We start from the raw sequence: 24,869 nt of genomic DNA, 5'->3' as shown, positions 1-24,869 counted from the left end.
CCAACTTTTATCGCTAGGAGACACAACGTGAACCGCAAAACCATCCTTTCCGCACTGCTGCTTGCAACCGCCGCATCCATGTCGGCCGGCGTATTTGCCACGGACAACGACATGCCCATGGCATCCGAAGCCTCCGGCGCGCACAAAATGAAACCGCATTCGCACGTCGCCGAGAAAGCTGGCGCTTCCGCCGCCAGCGCGCCGGCGGCCGCCCCCGCCGAGGACACCAAGGGCAGGGACAAGTCCAAGCATTTCCATCCCGATACCAAGTAAGTCTGCGCGCGGGCTCAGAAAAGAGCCCGCGCTTCAATTCACCTGACCTGCGACAACGAAGTTCGGCCCGATGCGGCTAAGCTGGCCTACAAGGCCCATGCAGTTGCACCGCATGATTTGCAGCCCGTGTCCGCACTGTCTGGTGACGGACATCACGACTTTCACAGGAAGTGATGAGGTGGTGTGATGACAGACCGTACGGTACAGCGCAAACGACGTCCGGCCCGATCGGCGCCGGGTGTAGCAGCCCCGGCGCTGCGGTTGGTTAGCGAACCGGACCACCAGGCCGAGCCACAGCCGGCACCTGCCGAGCCCCCTCTTGAGCAAGGGTGGGACTACTGGGTGGATGTCACGCAGCGGTGGATTCTGTTCATCGATATCCTGCGGCAACGCGCCAACAATATGTTGGCCCATGAGGAGGCCGGCCTGCCGCCACCGCTGCATTTCGACTACGAATTGCTACTGGATGCGCGAACCTTCGAGCGCCCGGCCAACTATGCCCTGCTCCGTATCACGCGCTGTGGCACCGACCACCTGGAGCGACAGGTTCGGGCGGATGCAACCCCCGTCATCGTCATCGACCCGCGTGCCGGTCACGGACCGGGCATTGGGGGCTTCAAGCGCGATTCGGAAGTCGGCATGGCCCTCGCCGAAGGCCATCCTGTCTACTTTGTCAGCTTCTTCCCGGCCCCCTGCCGCGGACAGACCCTTGGCGACGTCCTGAACGCGCTTCGTACCTTCGTCGAGGAGGTCGCGCGACGGCATGACGGGCAGGCGCCGGTGCTCTACGGCAACTGCCAGGCCGGCTGGGAAGTGATGCTCCTGTCTGCCCACTGCTGCGAGCGCGTCGCCTGCCCTGCGGTGCTCAACGGCTCCCCGCTCTCGTACTGGTCCGGCGAAGCAGGCGTCAACCCGATGCGCCTGCTCGGGGCGTTCACCGGCGGCGTGTGGTCAGCAAACTTTCTTGCCGATCTGGGCAACGGCCGTTTTGACGGTGCATGGCTGGTACAGAACTTCGAGGCACTCAAGCCTGAGTCCGCGCTCTGGACCAAGCTCTACACTGTCTTCGCCGATCCGGATGGTGAAGGTGACCGGTTTTTGGAATTCGAGCGCTGGTGGAATGGCTTTTACTTTCTCAGCCGGGAAGAACTGGTCGCAACCATCCAGGATCTTTTTGTCGGCAACAAGTTGGAAACCGGCGAAGTGCATGTCGACGGTAAGTGCACGGTCGACTTACGGCGCATTTGCAAACCGATCGTCATCTTTGCCTCGTACGGCGACAACATCACGCCACCGCACCAGGCGCTCGGCTGGATTCCCGTCGTGTACGAAAGTACGGAAGCTCTGGTCGCCGCCGGCCAGCGAATCGTGTATCTCACCAACCCGCATGTCGGACACCTCGGCATTTTCGTCTCCGCAAGCGTGGCGCGTCACGAGCATCGCGCGATCCTGCAAAGCCTCGATGCGATTGAGGCGCTGCCGCCCGGCTTGTACGAGATGAAGCTGTCGGAACACTCCGATGCGCCGCCACAGAACAACTCCCAACGCGGGGTCACGTTTGAGCCGCGTCGCGTCGAAGACATTCAATTCCCATACCCGCGTGCCCTGTTCGAGCATGTGCGCGCCGTCTCGGAAATCAACGAACGGCTGTATGACCAGTTCTGGAGCCCAACCGTGCGCGCGCTGGCAACGCCGTGGAGCGCTGAATGGCTGAAATGGAGCCATCCGATGCGCTGGACGCGCTATGCATGGTCCGAGCGGTTCCAACCATGGCTGTTGCTCGTAGCCGCCATGGCTGCGGGCGTGAGGGCCTCCAGGCGAAAAGCCGGGGAAGACAATATCTGGCGCGCTTCGGAAGAAGCGCTTAGCGCCACGCTGACACACACACTTGAGACAGGTCGGTCAGTGCGCGACTTGGTGGCCGAGACGGCATTCCAGTGGCTTTACGGGCCATCTTGGCCCTACTCGTTTGCGCAGTCTTATATTCCGGCATCAGACCATCGTGACTGCGACGTTGGAGAAGCAACGGTTCGCCAAGCTTGCAGCGCTTGCGACACTGACGTGCGGTGAGGTTTCCGGCGACTCTTAGCTGCATATCCAATGGGCGGTTGTGATGATCCAGACATGGGCAATGGCCCAATCAACGGGCGCTCGAATTTGCCGGCCAAGCGCACTAGCAACGCGAGCCTCAGCGGGCAGCGCTTTCTCTTTGACCTAACTGGCCGTTGTGCGGCGACTAAAAGAAGGCGCCCGCCGCAAAGAACCGTACTACAAACATGATGGCGGGATACAGAAGGGACCATCACGTGAGCAGTTGGCCGGCAGATGCTTGAAATCTACGCCATGGAAAAGCGTGCCCATGAAATCCACGAAAGGTTCGGGCGCCGCCAGCCAAGCCAACGTGCATTACGTGGAGAAGAGGATCAGAGTGGCGGACTCTGTTACAGCGGCTGCGAAGGGTTGCCTCCTGCCGAGGATGTCGTGATCAATGAGACGACGCCTTCGACGCACCACTGCTCCAACGGGGGATGAAACGTGGTGTGCGCTCACAATACGCTTCGTATGCCCGGCCGAACTCGGCCAGCGCATCTCGCTCCTCAGTCAGCGCGAGATGAACATACATCCAGACCAGCACTGGAAACATGATCAGCGTGAGCAACGTCGGCCACTGCAGCAGGAAGCCGAGCATGATCAGGACAAACGCCACATATTGCGGATGGCGCATGCGGGTATAGAGTCCACCGGTGGCCAGACGGTGCTGCTGCTGCGCCAGATACAGCACCCGCCAGGCGGAAGCGAGCATGATGAAACCACCGAAGATCAGCAGGTTGCTTAGGATGTGGAACGGCCCGAAATGCGGATTAGCGCGCCAGCCGAACATCACCTCCAGCAAATGCCCCGCGTCGTGAGAGAGGAAATCGATACCGGGAAAATGCTTGCTCAACCAGGGCAGCAACAAGTAGATCGTCAGTGGGAACCCGTACATCTCCGTAAACAGCGCCACGAGAAACGCCGAGAAGGCCCCGAAGGACCGCCAGTCACGCGAGGTCTTTGGCTTGGTGAAGCTGAAAGCGAAGATGATGAAGATGGCCGAGTTGATGATGACCAACGACCAGAGCCCGTAGCCGGATTGTGTGTCGTGCTGCATCGTTACTCTCCCTTTGGATGTACGTGCGTTGACGGCTCGCCCCCTTCGTCTTGGTGGCCGTGGTGCATGAACAGGTGCATCAACGGGCAAGTAGCGAGCAACAGGAAGGGCAGGAACGGGATCACGTGTGCCCGATGTTCCGTGAACAGGAAATAGGCGATCACAAGCAGGAAGCCTATCAAAACCCACCTGGACCTGAAGACTGTCCTGTGCGCCGCGTGCGGCCCATCTTCAGGGTTCATTTGATCATTCATGCGAGCCTCCTCGTCCACAGGCAATCGGCTTGAAAAAAGGCTGGCTAGCAGCACCCGCCGTGATGGCGATGGTGTTGGTGGACGAAACGTGAAGGATTCTGCTGAAAGACCGCGCGAGATTGCTCAGACTCGAAGTAGAACGTCTTCCCTTCAAAATTGGCCGTGATGGCGTGGGTCGGGTCAACCCGGTTTCCGGTCACTGGGTCACTGTTTGCATCTGGAGCGCCGTGCATCATGCCGGCACCCTCGCCGCCTCTGGAGCGCATCGCTTGGCTGCGCCAAAGGAACACCACCACCAATCCGCCCAGCACGATCCAGATCAGGTTTTGCGAAAGCCAGGTCATTTTCCACCTCCGTCTTACGACTTCCTACGCGATTTCAGTTCCCGCTCCACTGCCGCCTCAACCTCTCGTCTGGTTTGCCGTGAAAGACGCAAACTCATCCAGATCACCCAGACCGGACAGGCCAGGAGAATCAGCGCAACCAGCACCGAGAACAGTGAGATTCCGTACCAATAGAGGATGGCGGCGGCCAGCGCCGTCGCCACGGCGGCACAGAACCAGACAGCGGGTTTCATGCCGGCACCTCCTGCGCCTTACTTGTCAGCCGCACGCGCTTGAGCATGGCCGAATTCGCCACCACGCTAAGCGAGGACAGCGACATCGCCGCCGCCGCCAGGATGGGATTGAGCAGGCCGAAAGCCGCCACCGGAATGCCGATGGTGTTGTAGAAGAAGGCCCAAAACAGGTTCTGCTTGATCTTGCGCATCGTGGCGCGGGACAACTCGATGGAAGCCGCCACGTCGCGTACGTCATTGCGGATCAGGATGATGCTGCCGGTCTCCTTGGCCACATCCGAGCCCGAGCCGATAGCGACGCCGATATCCGCCGCAGCGAGCGCGGGCGCGTCGTTGACCCCATCGCCGACCATGGCAACCACCTCGCCGTCCTTCTGCAAGCCCTGGATGGTCTTGACCTTGTCTTCCGGCATGACCTCTGCGATTACGCGCTCGATGCCGACCTGCCGCCCGATAGCTTGCGCGGTGCGCTGGTTATCCCCACTGAGCAGAACCACCTTGATGCCGCGCGACTTGAGCATGGCAATGGCCTCTGACGCCTCTGGCTTGACCGTATCGGCCACGGCGATGATGCCAAGCAGTTCATGCCCGATCCCCGCCAGCATCGCTGTCTTGCCATCAGCCTCCAGCCCGGCCAGCGTCGCTTCAATCGTATCGACTGAGATGGCCTGCTGCGCGAGCATGCGCCGGTTTCCTAGCCAGGCCTGCTGGCCGTCGATGGCCCCCTGAATACCCATCCCCGACAGCGCCTGGATGTTGTTCGCCTTACGCGTCGCCAGCTCACGATGCTGTGCGGCACGGACGATCGCTTCGCCCAGCGGATGCTCCGAGCCGGACTCGACCGCTGCAGCAATACTGAGCAGCTCGGCTTCCTGGTGTGTCCCAAGCGGCAGGATATCGGTCACGGTCGGTTCGCCGCGCGTAATCGTGCCCGTCTTGTCAAAGACAACGGTGGTCAATTTCTCAGCGCGTTCGAGCACTTCGCCGCCGCGGATCAGGATGCCGGCGTCCGCGCCTTTTCCCACGCCGACCATCAAGGCGGCAGGCGTCGCTACACCCAGAGCGCACGGGCAGGAGATGATAAGCACGGCAATAAAGGCGAGCAGCCCCTGCGGGAAATGCCCCGCGAGCGTCCATCCGATGACAGCCAGCAGTGCAACGCCCACGACCGCCGGCACAAAATAGCCGGTCACCTGGTCGGCCAGCCGCTGAATCTGTGCCGAGCTTGCCTGCGCGTCTTCTACCATCTTGATGATCTGCGCCAGCGCCGTATCCGCACCGATGCGGGTCGCCTGGAACGTAAAGGCGCCTGACCGGTTCAGCGTACCGCCGATCACCGTTGCCCCAGGCTTCTTGTCAACTGGCATCGACTCCCCGGTCAGCATCGATTCGTCCACGCTGGTTTGCCCGTCCGTCACCTTGCCATCGGTTGGAATCTTCTCGCCGGGGCGGACCACTACCAGCTCCGAGACCATGATGCTTTCGGCGGGAATCTCGACTTCCTTGCCATCGCGAATCACGTGCGCCACAGCGGGCTTGAGGTCAAGCAGGCGACGGACTGCGGCGGAGGACTTCTTTTTGATGATCTCCTCCATGTACTTGCCCAGCAGCACAAAAGCGATGATGACCGCGGACACCTCGAAGTAGACATCGCGTTCGGCCACCTTCACCGGCAACCAGGATGGGAAGAACAACACGACCACGCTGTAGAAGTACGCTACCGACGTACCCAGCGCGATCAGGAAATCCATGTTGATGTTGCGCGTGCGGACCGCGTTCCACGCGCCTTTGTAGAAGCTCCAACCTCCAATGAACTGTACGGGGGTCACCAGCAGGAACAGCCATATTCCCCATGTGAACCAAGGCAGCGCCGGAATGGGCGCCCAAGTCAGCAGGGTCGCACCTGCAGCCAAGGCCAGAAACGCCCCGGCGCGTAACACCGCCAACGCCAGCACACCGGTCAAGGCAATGGTGACGCGCGTCTTCATCGCCTTCAGTTCGGACTCCGGCGACTCAAACGTGTGCAGACAGCTCTCGCTGCAGAAGTAGTACTTTCGCCCTCCTCGCTCTGCGGACAAGGCAGTGGCCTTGTCAACCATCATTCCGCAGATGGGGTCCTTGGCCAGTTGCTTCGTGCTTGCGGACACCGCAGCAACTCCGGTTGGCGCGTGATCATGGGCCGCGCCGTCGTGGTCATGCGCGTCATGCGCGTCATGCGAGAGATATCGCGCCGGATCAGCGAGAAAAGTCTTCTCACAGTGCCGAGAACAGAACCAATAGCGCTGATGCCCGACTTCCGTGCTGGCTGCTGCCTGCGCAGGGGAAATCTCCATACCGCAAACCGGATCGCGCACGCGACCGGCATCGACGACCGGTTGAGCGATGCGCAGCGCGCTCTGCCGACCGACCACTTGATCGCCACGATGGTGTCCGATGGAATCGCTTGGCATGCCAACCTCGGATGTGCTGATTGTTTAACTTGATTAGGTCTGGGCACAACTACGATTGCAGTGTGTTCCACGCCCGGAACGGGAGGTTGATACGGGTCAAGCGAGAGCAATTCGTTGTGATACGTCAACTGGCGACCACCGATCGCATATCAAAATGAAATCCCATCATTTCAGGAGGCAGCACCATGACGAACAACAAGCATGTTGGCTTTCTTGTAGCAGGCGCGCTGCTGATCGCCAGTGCATCGGTCTGGGCCGTTGACGAGCACCACCCCGCCGCAGCGAGCCAGCCTAGTGCGGCAACCCCAGCGAAGACTGCCCCTGCCACGGCAAACTCTGCGGATACGGAAAAGCGCTTCGAGCAAGCCCGTCAGCAGATGAAGAAGATGCAGGCCCAGATGGACAAGATCCATCAGACCAAGGACCCGAAGGAACGGCAACGTCTGATGGCCGAGCACATGCAGGCCATGCAGGACACGATGCAGACAATGCACGGTATGGGCGGCCCGATGATGATGGACATGATGGGCGGTCAAGGGATGGGGGCCGGCGGTGCGGCGCCGATGATGGGCGGCTCGGGCATGCCCATGGAGCAGCGCATGAACATGATGGAAAACCGCATGGACATGATGCAGATGATGATGGACCAGATGCTCAAACAGCAGGAACCATCAAAGAAACCTTGACGTTGCCATTGTGGGAAGGTGAATACTGCCCAGAATTGGTCAACAGGCGTGCGTGACGCATACCTGCTGACCGTTAGCTTGAACCTACGCAACATCTGACAAAAATCCGCGCGCGATGAATCCCCTTTGGCGCATGCTGATGATCGTGCTGCTTGCCGTGGCGTTGCCTGCGCGCGGGCTCCCCATGGCATCAATGCAGATGCACGGCGCTGTGGGTCTGCCAGGGCTGTCGACAGCGCATGATGTCGTACAAGCCGAGAAAGGACACCCCTGCCATATCACCGGTGACGGCCATGCCCAGAGTGGTTCCGACTGCACGGACACCGCTCCTTGCGTGTCTTTCTGCGCTGTGATCGGGGCGCTTTCCAGCCCAGCGATGCCGCTCGGCGCCAAGGGGATGCACATCCTGGTTCCCGCCCAGGAGCCTGTCTATATTTCCGCAGTTCCTGTGCCGCTCGAACGGCCACCCCGAGCCCGCTCCATTTAGCTTTACGGATCGCGCCTTTTTGCAGTGCGGCATCCGTATAGCGGCGTAAGCGAATACGCCACGCAAATTGCTAAGCCGGCATTCATGCCGGCCCCGCGTGAAATCACTGGAGCATCACCATGAAGAAGGTCATTCTTTCCGCTGTCGGCTTGGCGGCTGTTTTGACATCGTTGACGGCCATTGCCGGGCCAGACTGGCAGGTCATCGAGAAAGCTCGCAACGCGAAACTTGCGCAGATCCGCGCAGCGCAAGCGCAGAAAAGCGCTGGCATGCCTGCGATGCCGCAGCCCTGCCAAGACATGATTCAAGCGCCGAAATAACACGGTGGGGCGTTCTGCATTATCGGCAGGACGCCCATCGCGCGATGGCACGTTTGCGGCAGATCAACCCGTTCGATCATAAGCCGCGTCCGCGTGCACATCGCGCGTAGCCGCTGTTACCATTCGATCCAATCACATCATCTGCAGAACGTGCGCGCATCGCTTCGCCGGCCGTGGTTCGCCGGATTCCTAGTCATCGCTTTCCTGACAGTTCAACTGGCAGCGGCAGCATACGCCTGTGCGGCAAGCCGCGGCTCAGCGGAGGTCATGCCCACCATGGCCGATGCGACCGACGCCGGTGCCATGGTGCAGTCGTGCCCCGAGATGGCCATGCAGGCGCAGCAGGATGTGCACCAGCATGACGGCCTCTGTCTTGAGCACTGCCAGAGCGGCACCAAGTCGGCCAATCACGTATCGCCGCAGATTCCCATCTTCCTGCCCGTCCTGATCCGGATGATCACGGCCGAGCCAGTCATCATGGCGGACGGCCAATCGGTCTTGCTCGCCGATGTGGCGCCCCGTGCACCACCACCCCCGATTCCCATCCTGAACTGCTGTTTCCGCACGTAGCCTCCGAAGCGACGTATCTCTCACGCCTTGCCGCCTAACCGGCAAGGTGGTCGTTGCTTTCCGGAGGCTTTATGCTTTTGCGTTTTCCCCCACGCGGTGGGCGCTTGCTCGCGCTCGCCGTCCTGCTGCTTTTAAGCAGTCATCTGGCGTATAGCCAGACCGATGCGCTCTCCTTGCAGGAAGCGATCGGCTTGGCATCGTCCCGCTCCGCCGACGCGGAAACCTCCCGCGCCGGTGTACAGTCGGCGCTCGACATGGCCGTGGCGGCAGCCCAACTGCCCGACCCTGTCCTCAAATTCGGCGTGAACAATGTTCCCGCCGATGGCAGCGACCGGTTCTCCATCGGCACCGATTTCATGACCATGCGCTCGGTCAGCGTGATGCAAGAGCTCACGCGGACCGAGAAGCGCCGTGCCCGTGCGGAACGTTTCAACGCCGAGGCCTCCGCGGCCGAAACACAGCGTGTCGCCGCGCTGGCAGCCGTCCAGCGCAGCACAGCGCAAGCCTGGCTTGACCGCTGGTATGCCGCACGTACCGTTCAACTGCTGGCGGAACAAACAGCCTCTGTCGCCTTGCAGGTCGAGGCAGCCGAGGCGGCCTATCGCGGCAATCGCGGCTCACGCGCCGACATCGTAGCTGCACGCCTTGAACGGCAGCAGTTGCAAGACCGGACCGACGAGGCCCGGGCGACGGAAGCGTCTGCCAAGGCCATGCTGCGGCGCTGGGTAGGCGACGCATCCAGCCGCCCGCCCGCCGCGCCCCCCAGGTTCGACGTCCCGCAGTGGCTCGACGCGCTGGACGACGCGGCCATCGATACCCTGCCCGATGTGGCCGCTGCCAGCGCGCAAGCCGCCATGGCGGACGCTGAAGGACGTGTCTCTCGTGCGGCCAAGACACCCGACGTGACGGTGGAGCTGATGTATAGCCAGCGCGGACCGGCTTACGCCAACATGGTGTCGTTGAACGTCTCCCTGCCGATTCCCTGGGATCAGAAGAACCGCCAGGACCGCGAGGTCTCGGCCAAGCTGGCGCAAGCCAATGCCGCGCGCGCTCAAGCAGAAGTCTTGCGGCGCAACATGGTGGGCCAGATTCTGGGCAAGCGCGAGACGTTGCGACTGAACCAACGCCGCCTGGATCGCTATCAAACCACGACCGTCCCGCTAGCGCGCGCGCAAACCGAGGCAGCGCTAACGTCCTACCGGACTGGAAGCGGTTCGCTCGCCGCGGTCGCCGAGGCAAGCCGCAAGGCACTCGACCTTGCGCTGGAACGTCTCAAGCTCGAAGCGTCGACGGCCCAACTCTGGGCCGAGCTCGCCTTCCTCAAACCGCTCCCCACGGCAAACCAGCCGACCTCCAACGTTGGAGTTCAACCATGAACCGAACCATCTTTGCGCGCATTGCAGCCAGTCTGGTGTTGGCGAGCCTTGGCATGGGCGCCACCTACTACCTTGGCGTGAGGCAGGGACAGCGGAGCGCGCCCACGCAGGCGGCAGCATCTGCCCAAGCCGCCGATGCCCCGCTCAAAGCGGGCGACATCGATCCCAAGACGGGCAAGCGGATTCTCTATTGGCAAGACCCCATGGCACCTGGCCAGCGTTTCGACAAACCAGGCAAATCACCTTTCATGGACATGCCGCTTGCCCCCGTCTACGAGAATGGCGCCGGCGGGAGCGCCGCCGTCACGGTTGATGGCCGTGTGGCACAGAATCTTGCTGTGCGCACGGCTGAGGTCAAGACCGGCCGGCTGGACGCCATGCTGGAAGTGCCCGGCAATATCGCCATCAACGAGCGCGGCATCGAGATCATTCAAGCGCGCGCCGCCGGCTTTGTCGAACGGGCGTACGCGAAAACCACGTTAGACCCGGTCAAGCGCGGGCAACCGCTGATCGTCGTCTACGCGCCGGAATGGGTCGCCGCACAAGAGGAGTACCTGGCCGTTTCGCGTACGGCCAACGCCCTGCAGGGGGACCTGCGCAGCGCAGCGTTGCTGCGCATGCGCCAGGCCGGCATGACGGAGGCGCAGATCCGGCTGGTCGAATCCACCGGCAAGCCACAGCCACGGCTGGCGATTTCCAGCGACATCGATGGCGTCATCACCGAGGTCGGGGTCCGGGACGGCATGGCTGTCGCACCCGGCATGACGCTCTTCAAGATTGCCGACTTGTCCACCGTGTGGGTCTTGGCGGAGATTCCCGAGAGCCAAGCATCGGCCATCCGCCCGGGCCAGGCGGTGACGGCCACGGCGACGGCAATCGCTGGACACGCGCTGACCGGCAAGGTGGATGCCATCCTGCCCGACGTCAATGCCAATACGCGAACCGTCAAGGTGCGCGTCGAACTCCAGAACCGGGACCGCCGCCTCTTGCCCGGCATGTTCGCCAACGTGCGGTTTGGCGCGCAAGCCGGCCCGGACAAGCTGCTGGTCCCCACGGAGGCGTTGATTCGCACCGGTACGCGCACGATCGTCATGGTGGACGCCGGCAATGGCGGCTTCAACCCCATCGAAGTCAAGACCGGAGCCGAAGCCAATGGGCAGACCGAAGTGACCGACGGTTTGAGCGCGGGACAGAAGGTGGTGGTTTCCGGGCAGTTCCTGATTGATTCGGAAGCTAGCCTGCGCGGCACCGCCCAACGCATGGCATCGCCACCTGCGGCCTCCGCGCCCGCAGCGGCCGCCATCGAGCATGAAGGCGTCGGCCGCATTGAGGCTGTCACCAGCGAAGGCCTGACGATCTCACATGGCGCGATTCCGTCCGCGCACTGGAGCGCGATGACAATGGATTTTGCCGCACCGCCCTCCGGCCTGCCAAAGCGCTTCAAGCCTGGGGACCGTGTGCGCTTCCGGTTCCAACTGCATGACGATGGCATGGCAGTCCTGTCCTCGGTCGAGCCGGCCGGCGCGGATCAGGGGGGCAAGCCATGATCGCACGGCTGATTCTCGCGTCCATCCGCAACCGCTTCCTGGTGCTGCTAGCGACCGTCATGCTGACGGCCTGGGGTCTGTGGGCCGCGCGCAGCACGCCGCTCGATGCGCTGCCCGACCTGTCGGACGTACAGGTCATCATCCGCACGCCGTTCCCTGGCCAAGCGCCGCAGATCGTGGAAAACCAGGTCACGTATCCGCTGACCACCACCATGCTGTCGGTGCCGGGCGCCAAGACGGTGCGCGGCTACTCGTTCTTCGGCGATTCGTTCGTCTATGTGCTGTTCGAGGACGGGACTGACCTGTATTGGGCACGCTCGCGCGTGCTGGAGTACTTGAACCAGGTGCAGTCCCGCCTGCCTGCGGCGGCCAAACCGGCGCTGGGCCCGGATGCCACCGGCGTGGGCTGGATCTACGAATACGCGCTGGTCGATAAGACCGGCCGGCACGACTTGGCCCAACTGCGGGCGTTGCAGGACTGGTTCCTGCGCTTCGAGTTGAAGGCCCTGCCGAACGTCGCGGAGGTCGCTTCCGTCGGCGGCATGGTCAAGCAGTTCCAGGTGGTGTTGCAGCCGGACCGGCTGCGTGCGTTCAACCTGACACAGGCCAAGGTGCTGGCAGCGCTCAAGGGTGCCAACCAGGAGACCGGTGGCTCCGTGCTGGAACTGGGCGAAGCCGAGTACATGGTCCGCGCCAGCGGCTACCTGAAGACGCTCGACGACTTCCGGCAGATTCCCCTGATGACGAACGATGCGGGCATCGCCGTGCATTTGGGCGATGTCGCCACCGTCCAACTCGGGCCCGAGATGCGCCGTGGCATCGCGGAACTGAACGGTCAGGGCGAGGTGGCAGGTGGCGTCGTCATCCTGCGTTCAGGCAAGAATGCCCTGGAGACGATCGAAGCCGTCAAGGCCAAGCTCGCCACGCTGCGCACCAGTCTGCCCGAAGGCGTGGAGATCGTTCCTGTCTACGACCGGTCCGGTTTGATCAAGCGCGCGGTGGACAACCTGACGCACAAGCTGATCGAGGAATTCATCGTCGTCGCTGTCGTGTGCCTGGTGTTCCTGTTCCATCTGCGCTCGGCACTGGTGGCAATCGTCTCGCTGCCGCTGGGCGTCCTGGCGGCCTTCCTGGTGATGCGATACCAGGGCGTCAACGCCAACATCATGTCGCTGGGTGGCATCGCCATCGCCGTCGGCGCCATGGTCGACGCGGCCGTGGTGATGATCGAGAACGCGCACAAACATCTGGAGCATTGGCTCGAGGACAACCCCGGCCGCGAACTCACAGGCCACGAGCGCTGGAACGTGATCGGGGAATCGGCGGCAGAAGTGGGGCCGGCGCTGTTCTTCTCGCTGCTGATCATCACGCTGTCGTTCATCCCCGTGTTCACGCTGGAGGCGCAGGAGGGCCGCCTGTTCTCGCCGCTGGCGTTCACCAAGACGTATTCGATGGCGGCAGCGGCTGGGTTGTCGGTCACGCTGGTGCCTGTGCTGATGGGCTACCTGATCCGCGGGCGTATCCCGAGCGAGCAATCGAACCCGCTCAGCCGCTGGCTGATCCGCCTCTACCAGCCAATGCTGTCCAAGGTGCTGGCGTATCCCAAGGCGACGGTCGCTATCGCCATTGTGCTGCTGGGGGCAACGGCCTGGCCGATCCTGCGCACAGGCGGCGAATTCATGCCGCCGCTGGATGAGGGCGATCTGCTGTATATGCCGTCAGCATTGCCTGGGTTGTCGGCCGGCAAGGCGGCTCAGCTCCTGCAGCAGACCGACCGCCTCATCAAGACGGTTCCCGAAGTGGCCAGCGTGTACGGCAAGGCTGGGCGCGCGGACAGCGCAACGGACCCGGCGCCGATCGAGATGTTCGAGACCACCATCCAGTTCAAGCCGCACGACCAGTGGCGCCCCGGTATGACGACCGACAAACTGGTGGAAGAACTCGACCGCGTGGTCAAGGTGCCGGGGCTGTCCAACATCTGGGTGCCACCGATCCGCAACCGCATCGACATGCTCGCCACCGGCATCAAGAGCCCGGTCGGCATCAAGGTGGCGGGCACGGACTTGAAGGAGATCGATCGACTGACCACTCGGATCGAGGAGACCGTCAAAACCGTGCCGGGTGTCACCTCTGCGCTAGCGGAGCGGTTGTCCGGCGGACGATACATCGACGTGGACATCAACCGACAGGCCGCCGGCCGATACGGCCTGAACATCGACGACGTGCAAAGCATCGTGTCATCCGCCATCGGTGGCGATAATGTCGGTGAGGTGGTTGACGGCCTGGCCCGCTTCCCGATCAACCTCCGCTATCCGCGCGATTATCGGGATTCCGTGGAGCAGTTGCGGCGTTTGCCGATTGTCACTGACCGGGGCCAGCAGATTGTGTTGTCCGACGTCGCGGACATCCGCGTCGTGCAGGGCCCGCCGATGCTGCGCAGCGAGAATGCCCGGCTCTCGGGTTGGATCTATGTCGATATCCGGGGGCGCGACCTGCGCTCGGCGGTGAAGGACATGCAGGCAGCAGTGACCAAGGCGGTGCCGATGCCGGCGGGCTACGCGCTGAGCTGGTCAGGGCAGTTCGAGTACCTGGAGCGTGCGAGTGCCAAGCTGCAGGTGGTCGTACCATTCACCTTGCTGATCATCTTCGTGCTGCTGTACCTCGTGTTCGGCCGTATCGACGAGGCGCTGCTCATCATGGGCACGCTGCCGCTCGCACTGATCGGCGGGTTCTGGCTGCTGTATCTGCTCGGCTATAACCTGTCGGTGGCCGGAGTCGTCGGCTTCATTGCGCTCGCCGGGGTGGCGGCCGAATTCGGCGTGATCATGCTGCTCTATCTCAAACACGCTTGGACCGAGCGGCAGGAAAACGGTCAAACTTCTACCCAAGCGCTACTGGAAGCGATTCAGGAAGGCGCCGTGCTGCGTGTACGCCCCAAGGCCATGACGGTGGCCGTCATCCTGGCTGGCCTGCTCCCGATCATGTGGTCGGACGGCACAGGCTCCGAAGTCATGCAGCGCATTGCCGCGCCGATGGTCGGCGGCATGATCACCGCGCCGTTGCTGTCCCTGTTTGTCGTTCCTGCTGTCTACCTGCTGCTGCGCAGGCGTGGCAGCGGGCAATCCATTCCCCAACCACCCTCTCATGACAAGGTCTCACGATGAACTACGTTTCCGCTGTTGTATTCGCCCTGACGCTGGCGTCGACTCCAGCCGCCTTTGCGGCCACGCCGATGGAAGGTATGGACATGAAGCCTGCTGGTCAAACCAAGCAGGCGCCCAAGCCCGTGGCAGCAGAGGTCCGCAAGATCTACCTCGACACCGGCAAGGTCACGCTTAAGCACGGCGCCATCGACAATCTCGGCATGGGCGCCATGACGATGACGTTTGCCGTCAAGGACAAGGCATCACTGCAGCACTTCAAGGAGGGCCAAGCGGTGTGGGCCGTCTTTGATATGGTCGACGGTCAGCCGACCGTCGTCGATTTGCGGAGCAAGTAAACCCTCGGCGGCGCACGGCCCATCGGTCGTGCGCCGCTGCATGCTGCGGAATCAGCCAGAAAGTCCCTTCACGAGGGCGCCTTGTCGTGACATCAATGCTGAGCGCAACAACCCTGCTATAGCGACGCTGCTAGCCCCGAGCATCCAGCCGGCGACCACATCCGCCGGGAAATGCATCCCGGCGGCAACACGCGACCACCCGACCAACGCGGCGTAGAACACCAACGCGAGACGCCCCCGAAAACCCACCAAGGGCCAGAGTGCCCCGACCACAAGCGCTGCGAACGTCGAGTGCCCGCTCGGCAGGCTGTAGTGCAGTTCCGGCTCACCAATGACGTGCACGAGGTGGCCGAGTACCGCCGGTGGCCGTGGGAAATCCAGCCACCACTTCAAGGCGGAAGCGGCCAGCAGGGCAAGCGCGAAGGCCAACCCAAACGTGACGAGGCGTTGCCTGACAGCGCACGCGCGCGCTGGATTCGACGCTGATATCGACCACCGCCAGAGCCCCAGCAGCAAGAGCGGCGCAGTCCAGTAGTTGCCAATCAGGCTAAAGCACCACGCCACCGGGTCCAGGGCGCTTGGCATCCCCGAGTTGATGGCGTGGAATAGCGCGACGTTCCAGCCGCCCCAGTCGTACACGAGGAACTTCCAATTCATTTGCGCAGCAACCTCAGCCCGTTGCCGACCACCAGCAGGCTGGCGCCCATGTCGGCAAACACCGCCATCCACATGGTGGCCTGGCCTGTAAAGGTCAGTGCCAGGAACACGACCTTGATGCCGAGCGCCAGCGCAATGTTCTGCTTCAGCACCCCGGCCGTGGACCGGGATAGTCGTACAAACGCCGGGAGCTTGCGCAGATCGTCGTCCATCAGCGCAACGTCGGCCGTTTCGATCGCCGTGTCCGTCCCGGCCGCGCCCATTGCGAATCCAATATCGGCCCGTGCCAGCGCCGGCGCATCGTTGATGCCATCGCCGACCATGCCGATGGTTCCTTGTGCGGATCGGCGCTCGATTTCGCGCTGCTTGTCTTCCGGCAGCAGATTACCGCGAGCCTCGTCGATACCGACCTGCTGCGCAATCGCCTCTGCGGTGTGCGGATTGTCGCCGCTCAGCATCAAAGTCTTGATGCCCAGTGCGTGCAATTCCTTGATCGCTTGGCGACTGCTGTCCTTGATGGTGTCCGCCACACCGAACAACGCGCGTACGCCGTCCTGGCCGATCAGCATCACGACCGTTTTGCCCTGGGTTTCCAGCACGGCAAGCTGTGCTTCCAATGCCGGCGAACACACGCCCAGTTCCTCGACCAGACGATGATTGCCCAGGTGATAGAGCGCACCGTTGACATGGCCCCGGACGCCGCGTCCGGGCAAGGCCGCAAAATCGGTGACGTCGCGCAGGGCTAGGCCTTGGTCCTGCGCCGCGCGGGCCACGGCCAGGGAGACGGGATGGTCGGAGCGGGCAGCCAGGCTAGCTGCCAGGATCTGGGCGGCGGACGCGTCCGCACCGTTCCAGGCCACGACGTCCGTCTGCGCTGGCTTGCCGTGCGTGATCGTGCCGGTCTTGTCGAGCGCCAACCATTTCAGCTTGCGTCCCTCTTCCAGATAGACGCCGCCCTTGATGAGGATGCCGCGCTTCGCGGCGGCCGCCAGGCCGCTCACAATGCTCACCGGCGTCGAGATCACGAGCGCGCAGGGGCAAGCAATCACGAGAAGAACTAGGGCCTTGTAGATCCAGTCCAGCCAAGTCGCACCGAAGACCAGCGGAGGGACGATGGCCACCGCAAGCGCAACCGCGAACACAATGGGCGTGTACAGCCGGGCGAACTGGTCAACGAAGCGCTGCGTGGGCGCTCGACTGCCTTGCGCGGCCTCGACGGCGTGAATGATCCGTGCCAGTGTGGAGTCGCTTGCCGCTGCGGTGACGCGATATTCGAACGACCCGGATTCGTTGATGGTGCCGGCGAACACGGAGTCGCCCGCTGCCTTCTCGACCGGCAGGCTCTCGCCCGTGATCGGCGCCTGATTGACGGATGACCGCCCCTGCAGAATCGTGCCATCGAGCGCGATGCGCTCGCCCGGCTTGACCCGCACACGGCTGCCAACGGCCACGGTCTTGGCATCGACGTCGGACCAACTGCCGTCGCTGCGCTGTACCGTGGCTGTCTCCGGGGCGAGATCCATCAGCCCCCGGATCGCATCTCGGGCGCGGTCCAGCGAACGGGCTTCGATGACCTCCGCCAAGGCGAAGAGGACCATCACCATCGCCGCTTCCGGCCAATGGCCGATCACCATCGCCCCAGTGACTGCGATCGACATGAGGGCGTTCATGTTCAGGTTGCGGTTCTTGAGCGCGATCCAGCCTTTCTTGTAGGTGGACAGCCCGCCGGTCAGGATCGCGGCCAGCGCCAGGATCACCACCACCCAATGGTTGCCACCGTTGAGCCAATACACCACTTCCGCCAAGACGGCGTTCGCGCCGGCAATGGCAAGCGGCCACCATTTGGTGGGCGCGGCATCTTGTTCGGGAAGCGGTGCTGCGGCAGAGCGGTCGCGCACCTCGGCATCGAAGCCAAGCGACTGAATGGCAGCCAGCACTTGCGGTAGCGCATCGGCAGCGTGTTGAACGGCGAGTGTGCGTTGGACGAGATTGAACTGCATGTCTGACACGCCCGCCATGCCCGCCAGCTTGCCGCGAATCAGCGTTTCTTCGGTCGGGCAGTCCATCTGACGAATGGTCAGGACTGTGCTCTGCCCGGCGGGGCTTTCATCGGCGCGAACCGCTCGCATGCCAACGGCTGCCAAGGCTTGCTCGATCGGCGCCGGGGATGGCAGCCGGTGCTGGACGGCCAGCGAACGCTGCATCAGGTTGAACTCAAGGTTGACCACGCCGGGCAGCGCCGCCAGCTTATTGCGAATGAGCGTTTCTTCCGTCGGGCAGTCCATGTTGTCGATCCGGTAGCGGGATCGTTTCAGGTCAACAGCCGCCGCATCGCCGTCCGCCGGCGTCACCACGTTGGTGGCAGCACAACCGCACCCCTTGGAGCCGCAATCACTCACAGCACCTCCCTTTGTCGCTTGAAATGGATTGGACTCAAGTACACACTCTATAGCTACTATAGAGTCAAGGGACTTCGGCCCGACATCATGAACATTCAGATCGGTGAATTCGCCAAGCGCACGGCCTGCCCGATTCAAACCATCCGGTACTACGAGCGCGAAGGCCTGTTGCCGCCGCCGGACCGCAGCTCGGGCAACTTCCGGCTGTACAGCGAGCGGCACATTGAGCGGCTGCAGTTCATCCTCCACTGCCGGTCATTGGACATGCCGCTGAACGACGTGCGGACACTCCTGCGCTACCGCGAGCGACCGGACGAGGATTGCGGCGCGGTGAACACCCTCCTGGACAAGCACATCGAGGAAGTCGAGCGGCGTATCGAGGCACTGGGGGTGTTAAAGCACCATTTGTGCGCGCTGCGCGAGACCTGTTCCGACGGGCGAGCTGCAGAAGCTTGCGGAATCCTGCAGGGGTTGTCCGAAGGTAGCGGCACGTGCACTGGAGACGGCACGCACCGCTGACACGAAGGGGAATGGCCGAACGGGTTCGCTATGTGACCCCTTCGGCCGCATGTTTTTTGACCAGCGCGACATCTGCGTCACGAAACATGAATTACAATCATTCTCATTTAAAGCCATTTCTCCCGCTTCGCCGGTAGGCTCTTCATGCAACTGCAGCGCGTCGTCACCCTCATCCTGTTCTACCTGCTGACATCGGTTTCAAGCGCGTACGCCGACACGCTGTCCACTCAAGACAAGACCAAGCAGGTCTGGCAATTACTCGACTATCTGGCGGTCGATTACGGTCGCTCCGTCAAGGACGGCCAGGTGGCCAATGCCGATGAGTACGCCGAAATGCAGGAGTTTGCGCATGCGGCGCAGCGCCAGATTGCCGAGTTGCCGGCGGGGCCACAGACGCAAGCCTTGCTCAAGGATGCTGGCGCGTTGCGCACGCTCATCGCCGACAAGGCCGCACCCACCGTCGTCGGTGAACAGGCGCATAAGCTCGCGGACAGCTTGCTGGCCGCCTACCCGGTGCCGATGGCGCCCAGCAAGGTGCCCGACCTGAAGCATGGAGCTACGCTGTATCAAAGCCAGTGCGCGTCCTGCCATGGCAACACCGGACACGCCGATGGTCCGCTGGCCGCCAAGCTGAGCCCGCCCCCCATAGCCCTGGCCGATCATCAGCGCGCCCAGGAGCGCAGCGTCTTCGCCCTCCAGCAGATCATCACGCGCGGTGTCGAGGGCACCTCGATGCCGAGCTTCGCGCAGCTCACTGACGATGATCGCTGGGCACTGGCCTATTTTGCGTCGACCTTGTCCTATTCCGATGCGGACCGGCAAGCCGGCGCCAAATTGTGGGCATCCCGCCCGGAGCTGCATAGCGCGGTGCCGACGCTCGCCAAGCTCAGCCAGACGCCAGAAGCGTTGCTGGCCAAGACGATCAGCCCGGATGCCGCGCGGCAATTGACCGCCTATTTGAGAAGCGCGCCGGATGTGCTGAACGCCTCCAACGCAGACAGTCTCGCAATCGCCAAGGACAAGCTCAAAGAGAGCGTAGCCGCCTTCGACCAGGGCGACAAAGCGACTGCCTCGCGCCTGGCGCTCTCCGCCTACCTCGACGGCTTCGAGCCGGTCGAACCGGCCCTGGCCGCCAAGAACCAGTCGCTGTTCCAGGACATCGAAAAAATGATGGGCCTGTATCGCAACGCGATCACTACCGGTCAGGCCGAGCAGGTACGGGACATCGCGCAGCATCTGCAGACGATGCTGACTGAAGCCCAGGATGCACTGGGTGGCACCAACGACCCGCTGTCGACGTTCCTGGGCGCCTTGACGATCCTGCTGCGCGAGGGCCTGGAGGCACTGCTTGTCGTGGTCGCCATGATGGCCTTCCTGAAGAAGGCCGAACGCACCGACGTGCTGCCATACGTCCATGCCGGCTGGATTGTTGCGCTGGCCGCCGGTGGACTGACGTGGGCCGTCGCTACCTACCTGGTGGATTTGAGCGGTGCCAGCCGCGAGATGACCGAAGGCTTCTCGGCAATCTTTGCGGCCGTGGTCCTGCTCGGCGTGGGCATGTGGATGCACCAGAAGAGCCTGGCCGGTCGCTGGCAGGCCTATGTGAAGCAGAAGCTGTCCTCCGCGCTGAACAAGCGCTCGGCGATCATGCTGTTCGTGCTGTCATTCGTGACGGTGTACCGCGAGGTGTTCGAGACCGTGCTGTTCTACGCCGCGCTGTGGAGCGAAGGGAACGGCATCTACCTGCTGGCCGGCTTGGGCTCCGGGATTGCGATCCTGGCGATCATCGCCGTCGTGCTGCTGCGCTCCTCGGCGCGCCTGCCGATCCGCCAGTTCTTTGCCTTCAGCTCGGCTCTGGTCGCGGTCCTGGCAGTGGTGCTGATCGGCAAGGGCGTTGCGGCGTTGCAGAAGGTTGGTTTTCTGCACATCACGCCGATTTCGATGCCGCGTATTGACGTGCTGGGGATTTACCCGTCCATGCAGACGGTGATCGCACAGGTGGCGATCTTGCTGATCATTGTGCTCAGCTTCGCGTATAACCTCCGATCGCAGAAGGCATCGAGCAAAGCGTAGTCGCTACCTTGATTTGAGAGTTCAATGGCGGATATCGACAGGTATCTGCAGGCAGCGACCCGCGATCACACACGGCGCAGCTATCAGTCCGCCATCCGTCATTTCGAGCAAGAGTGGGGTGGCTTCCTGCCGGCCAGCGCCGACAGCGTTGCACGCTATCTGGCTGAGCACGCACAGACGCTTTCCATCAACACGCTGCGCCAACGGTTGGCTGCGATCGCGCAGTGGCACGTTTCGCAGGGCTTTCCCGACCCCACGCGAGCACCGCACGTCCGCAAGGTGCTCAAGGGCATCCAGGCACTGCACCCCGCGCAGGAGCGGCGCGCCAAGCCATTGCAGCTCGCCCAGTTGGAGCAACTGGTTGCCTCGCTGGATGCGCAGATCGCGACCGCCTCGTCTGAGGGCAACGCCCATCAACTCCAGGTGCATACCCGCAACAAGGCGCTGGTGCTGATCGGCTTCTGGCGGGGCTTCCGGTCGGACGAACTGAGTCGGCTGCAGATCGAGCACATCACGGTGGAGCCCGGCCGGGGCATGACGATTTTCCTGCCGCGCACCAAGACGGACCGCAACCATGTCGGTACGACCCACAAGGCGCCCGCGTTGTCGCGCTTGTGCCCAGTCGCCGCCTACGAGGCCTGGTTGGCGGCGTCCGGCCTGACCGAGGGCCCCGCGTTCCGCAGGATTGACCGCTGGAGCCGAATCGCAGCCGATGGACTGCAGGCCAGCAGCATCGTGCCTTTGTTGCGCGCGCTGCTCCATCGCGCAGGACTGCCGCAATCGGACCGCTACAGCAGCCACTCACTACGACGGGGCTTTGCAACCTGGGCGAACTCGAACCAGTGGGATCTCAAGATGCTGATGGAATACGTCGGCTGGAAGGACGTACGCTCGGCCATGCGCTATATCGACGCGGCCGACCCATTTGCCCAGCATCGGATCGAAACAGCGCTGTCGGTCGCACCCCGGCCGGGCATTGCAGTCTGACAGGTCCGGTCTGGCGGACCTCTGCCATTGCTTTGACGCAGTAACCTTGCATGAACCTCTAATAAACGCGATTGCGGCCGACCCGTGCCAAGCAGGACTTCATGCTTGGCTCGCACGCCGGCGAGGTGCCGCCTCCAACAGGGCATCCTGAAATTGGTGGATCTTGAAGCTCAAAACGCCCCGGAAATTCACATGGGCGAAGTGTGCCGGCCCCATGCGGCGCAGCCAGTCATCGTCGATCCGTTGCCCCTTGCGCTGCCACGTATCCACCGTCGTTTGCATCCGCTCGGTATTCCAGGCAATCACCAGATTGGTCAGCAGCGAGAGCGCCCCGGAAATCGCGATCATCTCGTCCTGGCGGCGACCGCGCTCGTGTTGGACCTTACTCATATAAATCGCCCGCTGGAGATGGTGCACGGATTCACCCCGATTGAGGAGCGTGCGCAACTCGCGACGAAACTCGATGTTGCTGAAAAAGTCGCATAGGAACAGCGTGCGCAGCAGCTTGCCCAGGTGATCCGCTGCCCGGTGGATCGGGTCACCCTGGGCAGCACTGCCGAAGCGTTGCAGCGCAACGATCGCGCTCACGCGCCCCGCGTGAATGGACGCCACCAGGCGTAGCAAGCCATCCCAGCCGTCGCGGATCGCCTTGAGGGAGACCTCGTGCGACACGGCAGCCGACAATCCCTCCGTCACCGACAGGGCACGCGGCAGGTACAGCTTGCGCTCCGACAGGTTGCGCAGCCAGGGACAGAGGTCAAAGCCAAGTAGCTTGGCCACCGCCATCCCCACGTTCGTGTAGCCATGGGTGTCGACGGCGAGCCGCAGCAGCCCACCGTCAGCGCGGGTTTCGTTGTGACGCATGACGCCTTCGATCGCCGCGCCAGTTTGGCGCTCGTTGAGCACCATCGGCTGGTTGTAGACGATCCCATGCTGATCCAGCACGTGCGTATAGACGCCAGCGGCGTGCGTGCGTCGGCGGGGATCAGCGCGCGCGTAGAACAGATGTGGGGACGTGTCCAGGCTCATGGAGTCGCTGGAGGCGAGTTGGCCGGTGCCCCATAGATCGGTGATCGGGTGCGTGCGCTGGAACTCCACCACACGTTCGTTGGCGCGGCGCAGCCGGCCGGGCATTTCCAGGGAGCGCATCGCGGTGGAGACGTGCGCGAGGTCCAACTGCGGGATCATCGCCGCGACGCCCTTGGCATCCAGTTCGGTGCCGTGCGCGATCAGGGCTGCATAAAGGGAGACGAGTTCGTGGGCATCCCGCGCCTTGCGCGCCAACAGCACTTCACTGAAATTGGTGCGCGCATCCATCTCCAGAATCATGTCGGCAAACTGTGCGCTGCCGATGTCCTTGAACAGCAGATCTCGGGTGCGTTGAGGCGTGGTATCCGTGGTCTGCGCTTCCAATGGCGACAAATGCAGGATGCCGTCCGCGTCGATCGTAAAGTGGCCAGCCTCACGGGCCTCGTCCAGCGCAGCGAGACCCGCCTTCAAATGCTCGGTCAGGCGATCAAGATAGAGCCTCGCTTGGCTTGGCAGGCCGAGCGAAGACAGATGCCGGTCGCGGTCGACCTCCCACTGTGCCGGCGGAATCAGCAACTGGTCTCGTTCTCGAAACGACAGGCTATGGTTGATCCACACCGTGCCGCGGCGCAGCCCCTTGCGCAAACTCATTACAGCAGAGGCCTCCAAGGCACGCAGCGCGCGCTGGCGGTCCTCACCGTCGACCAGGTCGCGCCAACTGGCGCTCACTGGCACATTGCAGTCTGGCGGCAACTCCGTCATGCCCCGATCGTGCAAACCGCCAACGAGATCGAGTTGGCGCATGGCAGGATCGTTACCGTGACTGGCGAATTCCAACGCCCGCAAGGGTGTCAGGAGGTTGCGGAGTCGGTGGTGGTCTTCGGTAAGGGTTTCGCGCACGCTTGCGGCGTGACTTGCCGGCGGCCGACTGGACAGACCCTTAAGCAGCTTGCCGATGTCGGCCAGTCGGTCCTCGGCCGAGCGGCGGGTATCGTCCACCAGGGCCTTGATCTCCACCAGTTGCTGCCGGTATTCGATCGCCGAGCGGGCTTGCTTCGTCGTGGTCTTGTTGTACGCCTGCCGGACCAGGTCTGAGATACGGCGCCCGCTTTGGTACACCATGGCGTCAGTCAACTCCAGCAAGGTGACACGCAGGAAGAACACCAGTTCGAGCGTGCGCGTCGACGCTTTGAGTTCGCGGATTTTGGCGGGACGGCGGGCCTGGATACGTTGGCCGTAGGCCCGCTGTTTCTCGATGGGGACCGCGTCAAATGTCCAGGTATGCGCGCCGAGGTCCTTCAAGAAGCTGATCTTGGCCAGCATCTCGGTCATCGTTGACGGGCTGTGGCGCGCGGGTGGGGTCTTGAGCCATTCCAGCACCGTCGTGCCCGATGTGGCGTGCTGGGCAAACACCGCAGCCTCGGCCCGCAGGATCTGCTCGCGCGAGACCACCACGTCGATCATGGCCAGCAGATCCCGCTCGATGCCCGCCCAGATGGAGCGGGCCAGATCCTGCAGCGCACGCGTCGACGGGATCAGAATGCGCCGTTCGTACAACCAGTAGTGCGCGTGCTGAAGCAGTTCCTCAACGGTCAGCGATTCGGCGGCGTCCTGACGCATCCAGGCTTCGAGTCCGGCCCATTGCTCGTCATCGAGGCGTGTCAGGCCCAGATATTGGAGGGCCCAGACCTGATGCTCATACAGCGTCGGGTATCGCTGGTAAATGGTGCGCAGCGAGGCGATCGTTGGTGTCTCGACGGCGAGTTTTTCGCCGATATAGCGCAGCAACTGACGGGGGAGTGTGTTGAGTTGGTCCAGCGTACGGCCGCTGGCGCGCAGAAAGACCAACTGAATGGCGACTCCAGGGCGGCTGGCGCGTCGGAACTTCTGGTTGATCGCGGCGACATCGCTAGCGGTCAACGCGAAGTAATGCTCGACGTCGAACTCCGGCAGACGCGTGGGTAGGGAGTCTCTTCCCACATAGCGAAATTCCAAGCCCGGCATCTTGTGCCCCCGTC

Annotated in this window: 20 protein-coding genes; 12 read left to right on the top strand and 8 right to left on the bottom strand. The window is 62.8% G+C overall.

Features of this window, described 5'->3' with window-relative positions; genetic code table 11:
* The first annotated feature begins 27 nt into the window (after positions 1-27).
* Together BEK68_RS21460 and BEK68_RS21455 are read left to right on the top strand one after the other, a co-directional pair.
* A complete protein-coding gene (locus tag BEK68_RS21460) occupies positions 28-273 on the top strand; it encodes a hypothetical protein (protein ID WP_004635201.1) in 246 nt (81 codons plus the stop codon).
* Between the two features lie 186 nt (positions 274-459).
* Positions 460-2,343 (top strand): DUF3141 domain-containing protein, encoded by a 1,884-nt coding sequence (locus tag BEK68_RS21455; RefSeq protein ID WP_004635203.1) that lies wholly within the window; start codon positions 460-462, stop codon positions 2,341-2,343.
* Between the two features lie 415 nt (positions 2,344-2,758).
* Here the strand turns inward: BEK68_RS21455 and BEK68_RS21450 are convergent, their stop codons facing one another.
* From BEK68_RS21450 to BEK68_RS21430, 5 genes are read right to left on the bottom strand one after another with little or no spacing between them, the layout of a single operon-like run.
* The gene (locus BEK68_RS21450; RefSeq protein ID WP_004635205.1) at positions 2,759-3,421 is read right to left on the bottom strand and encodes a methyltransferase family protein; all 663 of its coding nucleotides are present in this window, start codon (positions 3,419-3,421) and stop codon (positions 2,759-2,761) included.
* Between the two features lie 2 nt (positions 3,422-3,423).
* Complete coding sequence (locus tag BEK68_RS21445; protein WP_004635207.1) at positions 3,424-3,675, bottom strand: DUF2933 domain-containing protein; 252 nt, start codon at positions 3,673-3,675, stop codon at positions 3,424-3,426.
* Positions 3,676-3,719: 44 nt separating this feature from the next.
* Positions 3,720-4,019, bottom strand: a complete 300-nt coding sequence (locus BEK68_RS21440) for a YHS domain-containing protein (RefSeq protein ID WP_004635209.1) — start codon at positions 4,017-4,019, stop codon at positions 3,720-3,722.
* Between the two features lie 14 nt (positions 4,020-4,033).
* Positions 4,034-4,252, bottom strand: a complete 219-nt coding sequence (locus tag BEK68_RS21435; protein ID WP_004635211.1) for a hypothetical protein — start codon at positions 4,250-4,252, stop codon at positions 4,034-4,036.
* The gene (locus BEK68_RS21430; RefSeq protein WP_004635213.1) at positions 4,249-6,702 is read right to left on the bottom strand and encodes a heavy metal translocating P-type ATPase; all 2,454 of its coding nucleotides are present in this window, start codon (positions 6,700-6,702) and stop codon (positions 4,249-4,251) included. The genes BEK68_RS21435 and BEK68_RS21430 overlap by 4 nt, the downstream gene beginning before the upstream one ends.
* 185 nt (positions 6,703-6,887) lie before the next feature.
* Here BEK68_RS21430 and BEK68_RS21425 point away from each other — a divergent pair, with 185 nt between their 5' ends.
* From BEK68_RS21425 to BEK68_RS21390, 7 genes are all read left to right on the top strand, one after another.
* Complete coding sequence (locus BEK68_RS21425; RefSeq protein ID WP_004635214.1) at positions 6,888-7,388, top strand: hypothetical protein; 501 nt, start codon at positions 6,888-6,890, stop codon at positions 7,386-7,388.
* A gap of 606 nt (positions 7,389-7,994) precedes the next feature.
* Positions 7,995-8,195, top strand: coding sequence for a hypothetical protein (locus BEK68_RS21415; protein WP_004635218.1), 201 nt, complete (start codon positions 7,995-7,997; stop codon positions 8,193-8,195).
* 150 nt (positions 8,196-8,345) lie between these two features.
* On the top strand, positions 8,346-8,765 hold the full coding sequence (locus tag BEK68_RS21410; RefSeq protein WP_009277756.1) for a hypothetical protein: 420 nt from the start codon (positions 8,346-8,348) through the stop codon (positions 8,763-8,765).
* Positions 8,766-8,836: 71 nt separating this feature from the next.
* Positions 8,837-10,141: a TolC family protein gene (locus tag BEK68_RS21405; protein ID WP_004635223.1), complete on the top strand. Its 1,305-nt coding sequence runs from the start codon at positions 8,837-8,839 to the stop codon at positions 10,139-10,141.
* Positions 10,138-11,688, top strand: coding sequence for an efflux RND transporter periplasmic adaptor subunit (locus tag BEK68_RS21400; protein ID WP_004635224.1), 1,551 nt, complete (start codon positions 10,138-10,140; stop codon positions 11,686-11,688). Before BEK68_RS21405 ends, BEK68_RS21400 begins: the two co-directional genes overlap by 4 nt.
* Entirely contained in the window at positions 11,685-14,852 is a 3,168-nt protein-coding gene (locus BEK68_RS21395) for an efflux RND transporter permease subunit (protein WP_004635226.1), read from the top strand. Before BEK68_RS21400 ends, BEK68_RS21395 begins: the two co-directional genes overlap by 4 nt.
* Positions 14,849-15,187, top strand: coding sequence for a copper-binding protein (locus BEK68_RS21390; RefSeq protein WP_004635229.1), 339 nt, complete (start codon positions 14,849-14,851; stop codon positions 15,185-15,187). Before BEK68_RS21395 ends, BEK68_RS21390 begins: the two co-directional genes overlap by 4 nt.
* A 51-nt stretch (positions 15,188-15,238) precedes the next feature.
* On the opposite strand, the gene BEK68_RS21385 is transcribed toward BEK68_RS21390, so the two are convergent.
* Together BEK68_RS21385 and BEK68_RS21380 are read right to left on the bottom strand one after the other, a co-directional pair.
* Positions 15,239-15,844 carry a phosphatase PAP2 family protein gene (locus BEK68_RS21385; protein WP_009241695.1) on the bottom strand — a complete coding sequence of 202 codons (606 nt, stop codon included), beginning with the start codon at positions 15,842-15,844 and terminating at the stop codon, positions 15,239-15,241.
* The gene (locus BEK68_RS21380) at positions 15,841-18,243 is read right to left on the bottom strand and encodes a heavy metal translocating P-type ATPase (RefSeq protein WP_012435722.1); all 2,403 of its coding nucleotides are present in this window, start codon (positions 18,241-18,243) and stop codon (positions 15,841-15,843) included. The genes BEK68_RS21385 and BEK68_RS21380 overlap by 4 nt, the downstream gene beginning before the upstream one ends.
* Before the next feature lie 87 nt (positions 18,244-18,330).
* Here BEK68_RS21380 and cadR point away from each other — a divergent pair, with 87 nt between their 5' ends.
* The 3 genes from cadR (at position 18,331) to BEK68_RS21365 (ending at position 21,822) form a co-directional block, all read left to right on the top strand.
* Positions 18,331-18,762, top strand: a complete 432-nt coding sequence (cadR, locus tag BEK68_RS21375) for a Cd(II)/Pb(II)-responsive transcriptional regulator (protein ID WP_009277754.1) — start codon at positions 18,331-18,333, stop codon at positions 18,760-18,762.
* A gap of 144 nt (positions 18,763-18,906) precedes the next feature.
* Positions 18,907-20,835, top strand: coding sequence for an FTR1 family protein (locus tag BEK68_RS21370; RefSeq protein WP_012435721.1), 1,929 nt, complete (start codon positions 18,907-18,909; stop codon positions 20,833-20,835).
* A 24-nt stretch (positions 20,836-20,859) separates the two neighbouring features.
* The gene (locus BEK68_RS21365) at positions 20,860-21,822 is read left to right on the top strand and encodes a site-specific integrase (RefSeq protein WP_012435720.1); all 963 of its coding nucleotides are present in this window, start codon (positions 20,860-20,862) and stop codon (positions 21,820-21,822) included.
* 99 nt (positions 21,823-21,921) lie between these two features.
* Here BEK68_RS21365 and BEK68_RS21360 read toward each other — a convergent pair whose 3' ends face one another.
* The gene (locus BEK68_RS21360; protein ID WP_012435719.1) at positions 21,922-24,855 is read right to left on the bottom strand and encodes a Tn3 family transposase; all 2,934 of its coding nucleotides are present in this window, start codon (positions 24,853-24,855) and stop codon (positions 21,922-21,924) included.
* Positions 24,856-24,869 lie beyond the last annotated feature (14 nt).

The organism is Ralstonia pickettii, assembly GCF_001699815.1.
In the GTDB taxonomy this organism is placed as follows: Bacteria; Pseudomonadota; Gammaproteobacteria; order Burkholderiales; family Burkholderiaceae; genus Ralstonia; species Ralstonia thomasii.
The sequence above is the reverse complement of the archived record's forward strand: the minus strand, read 5'-3'. Positions and strand labels throughout refer to the sequence as shown.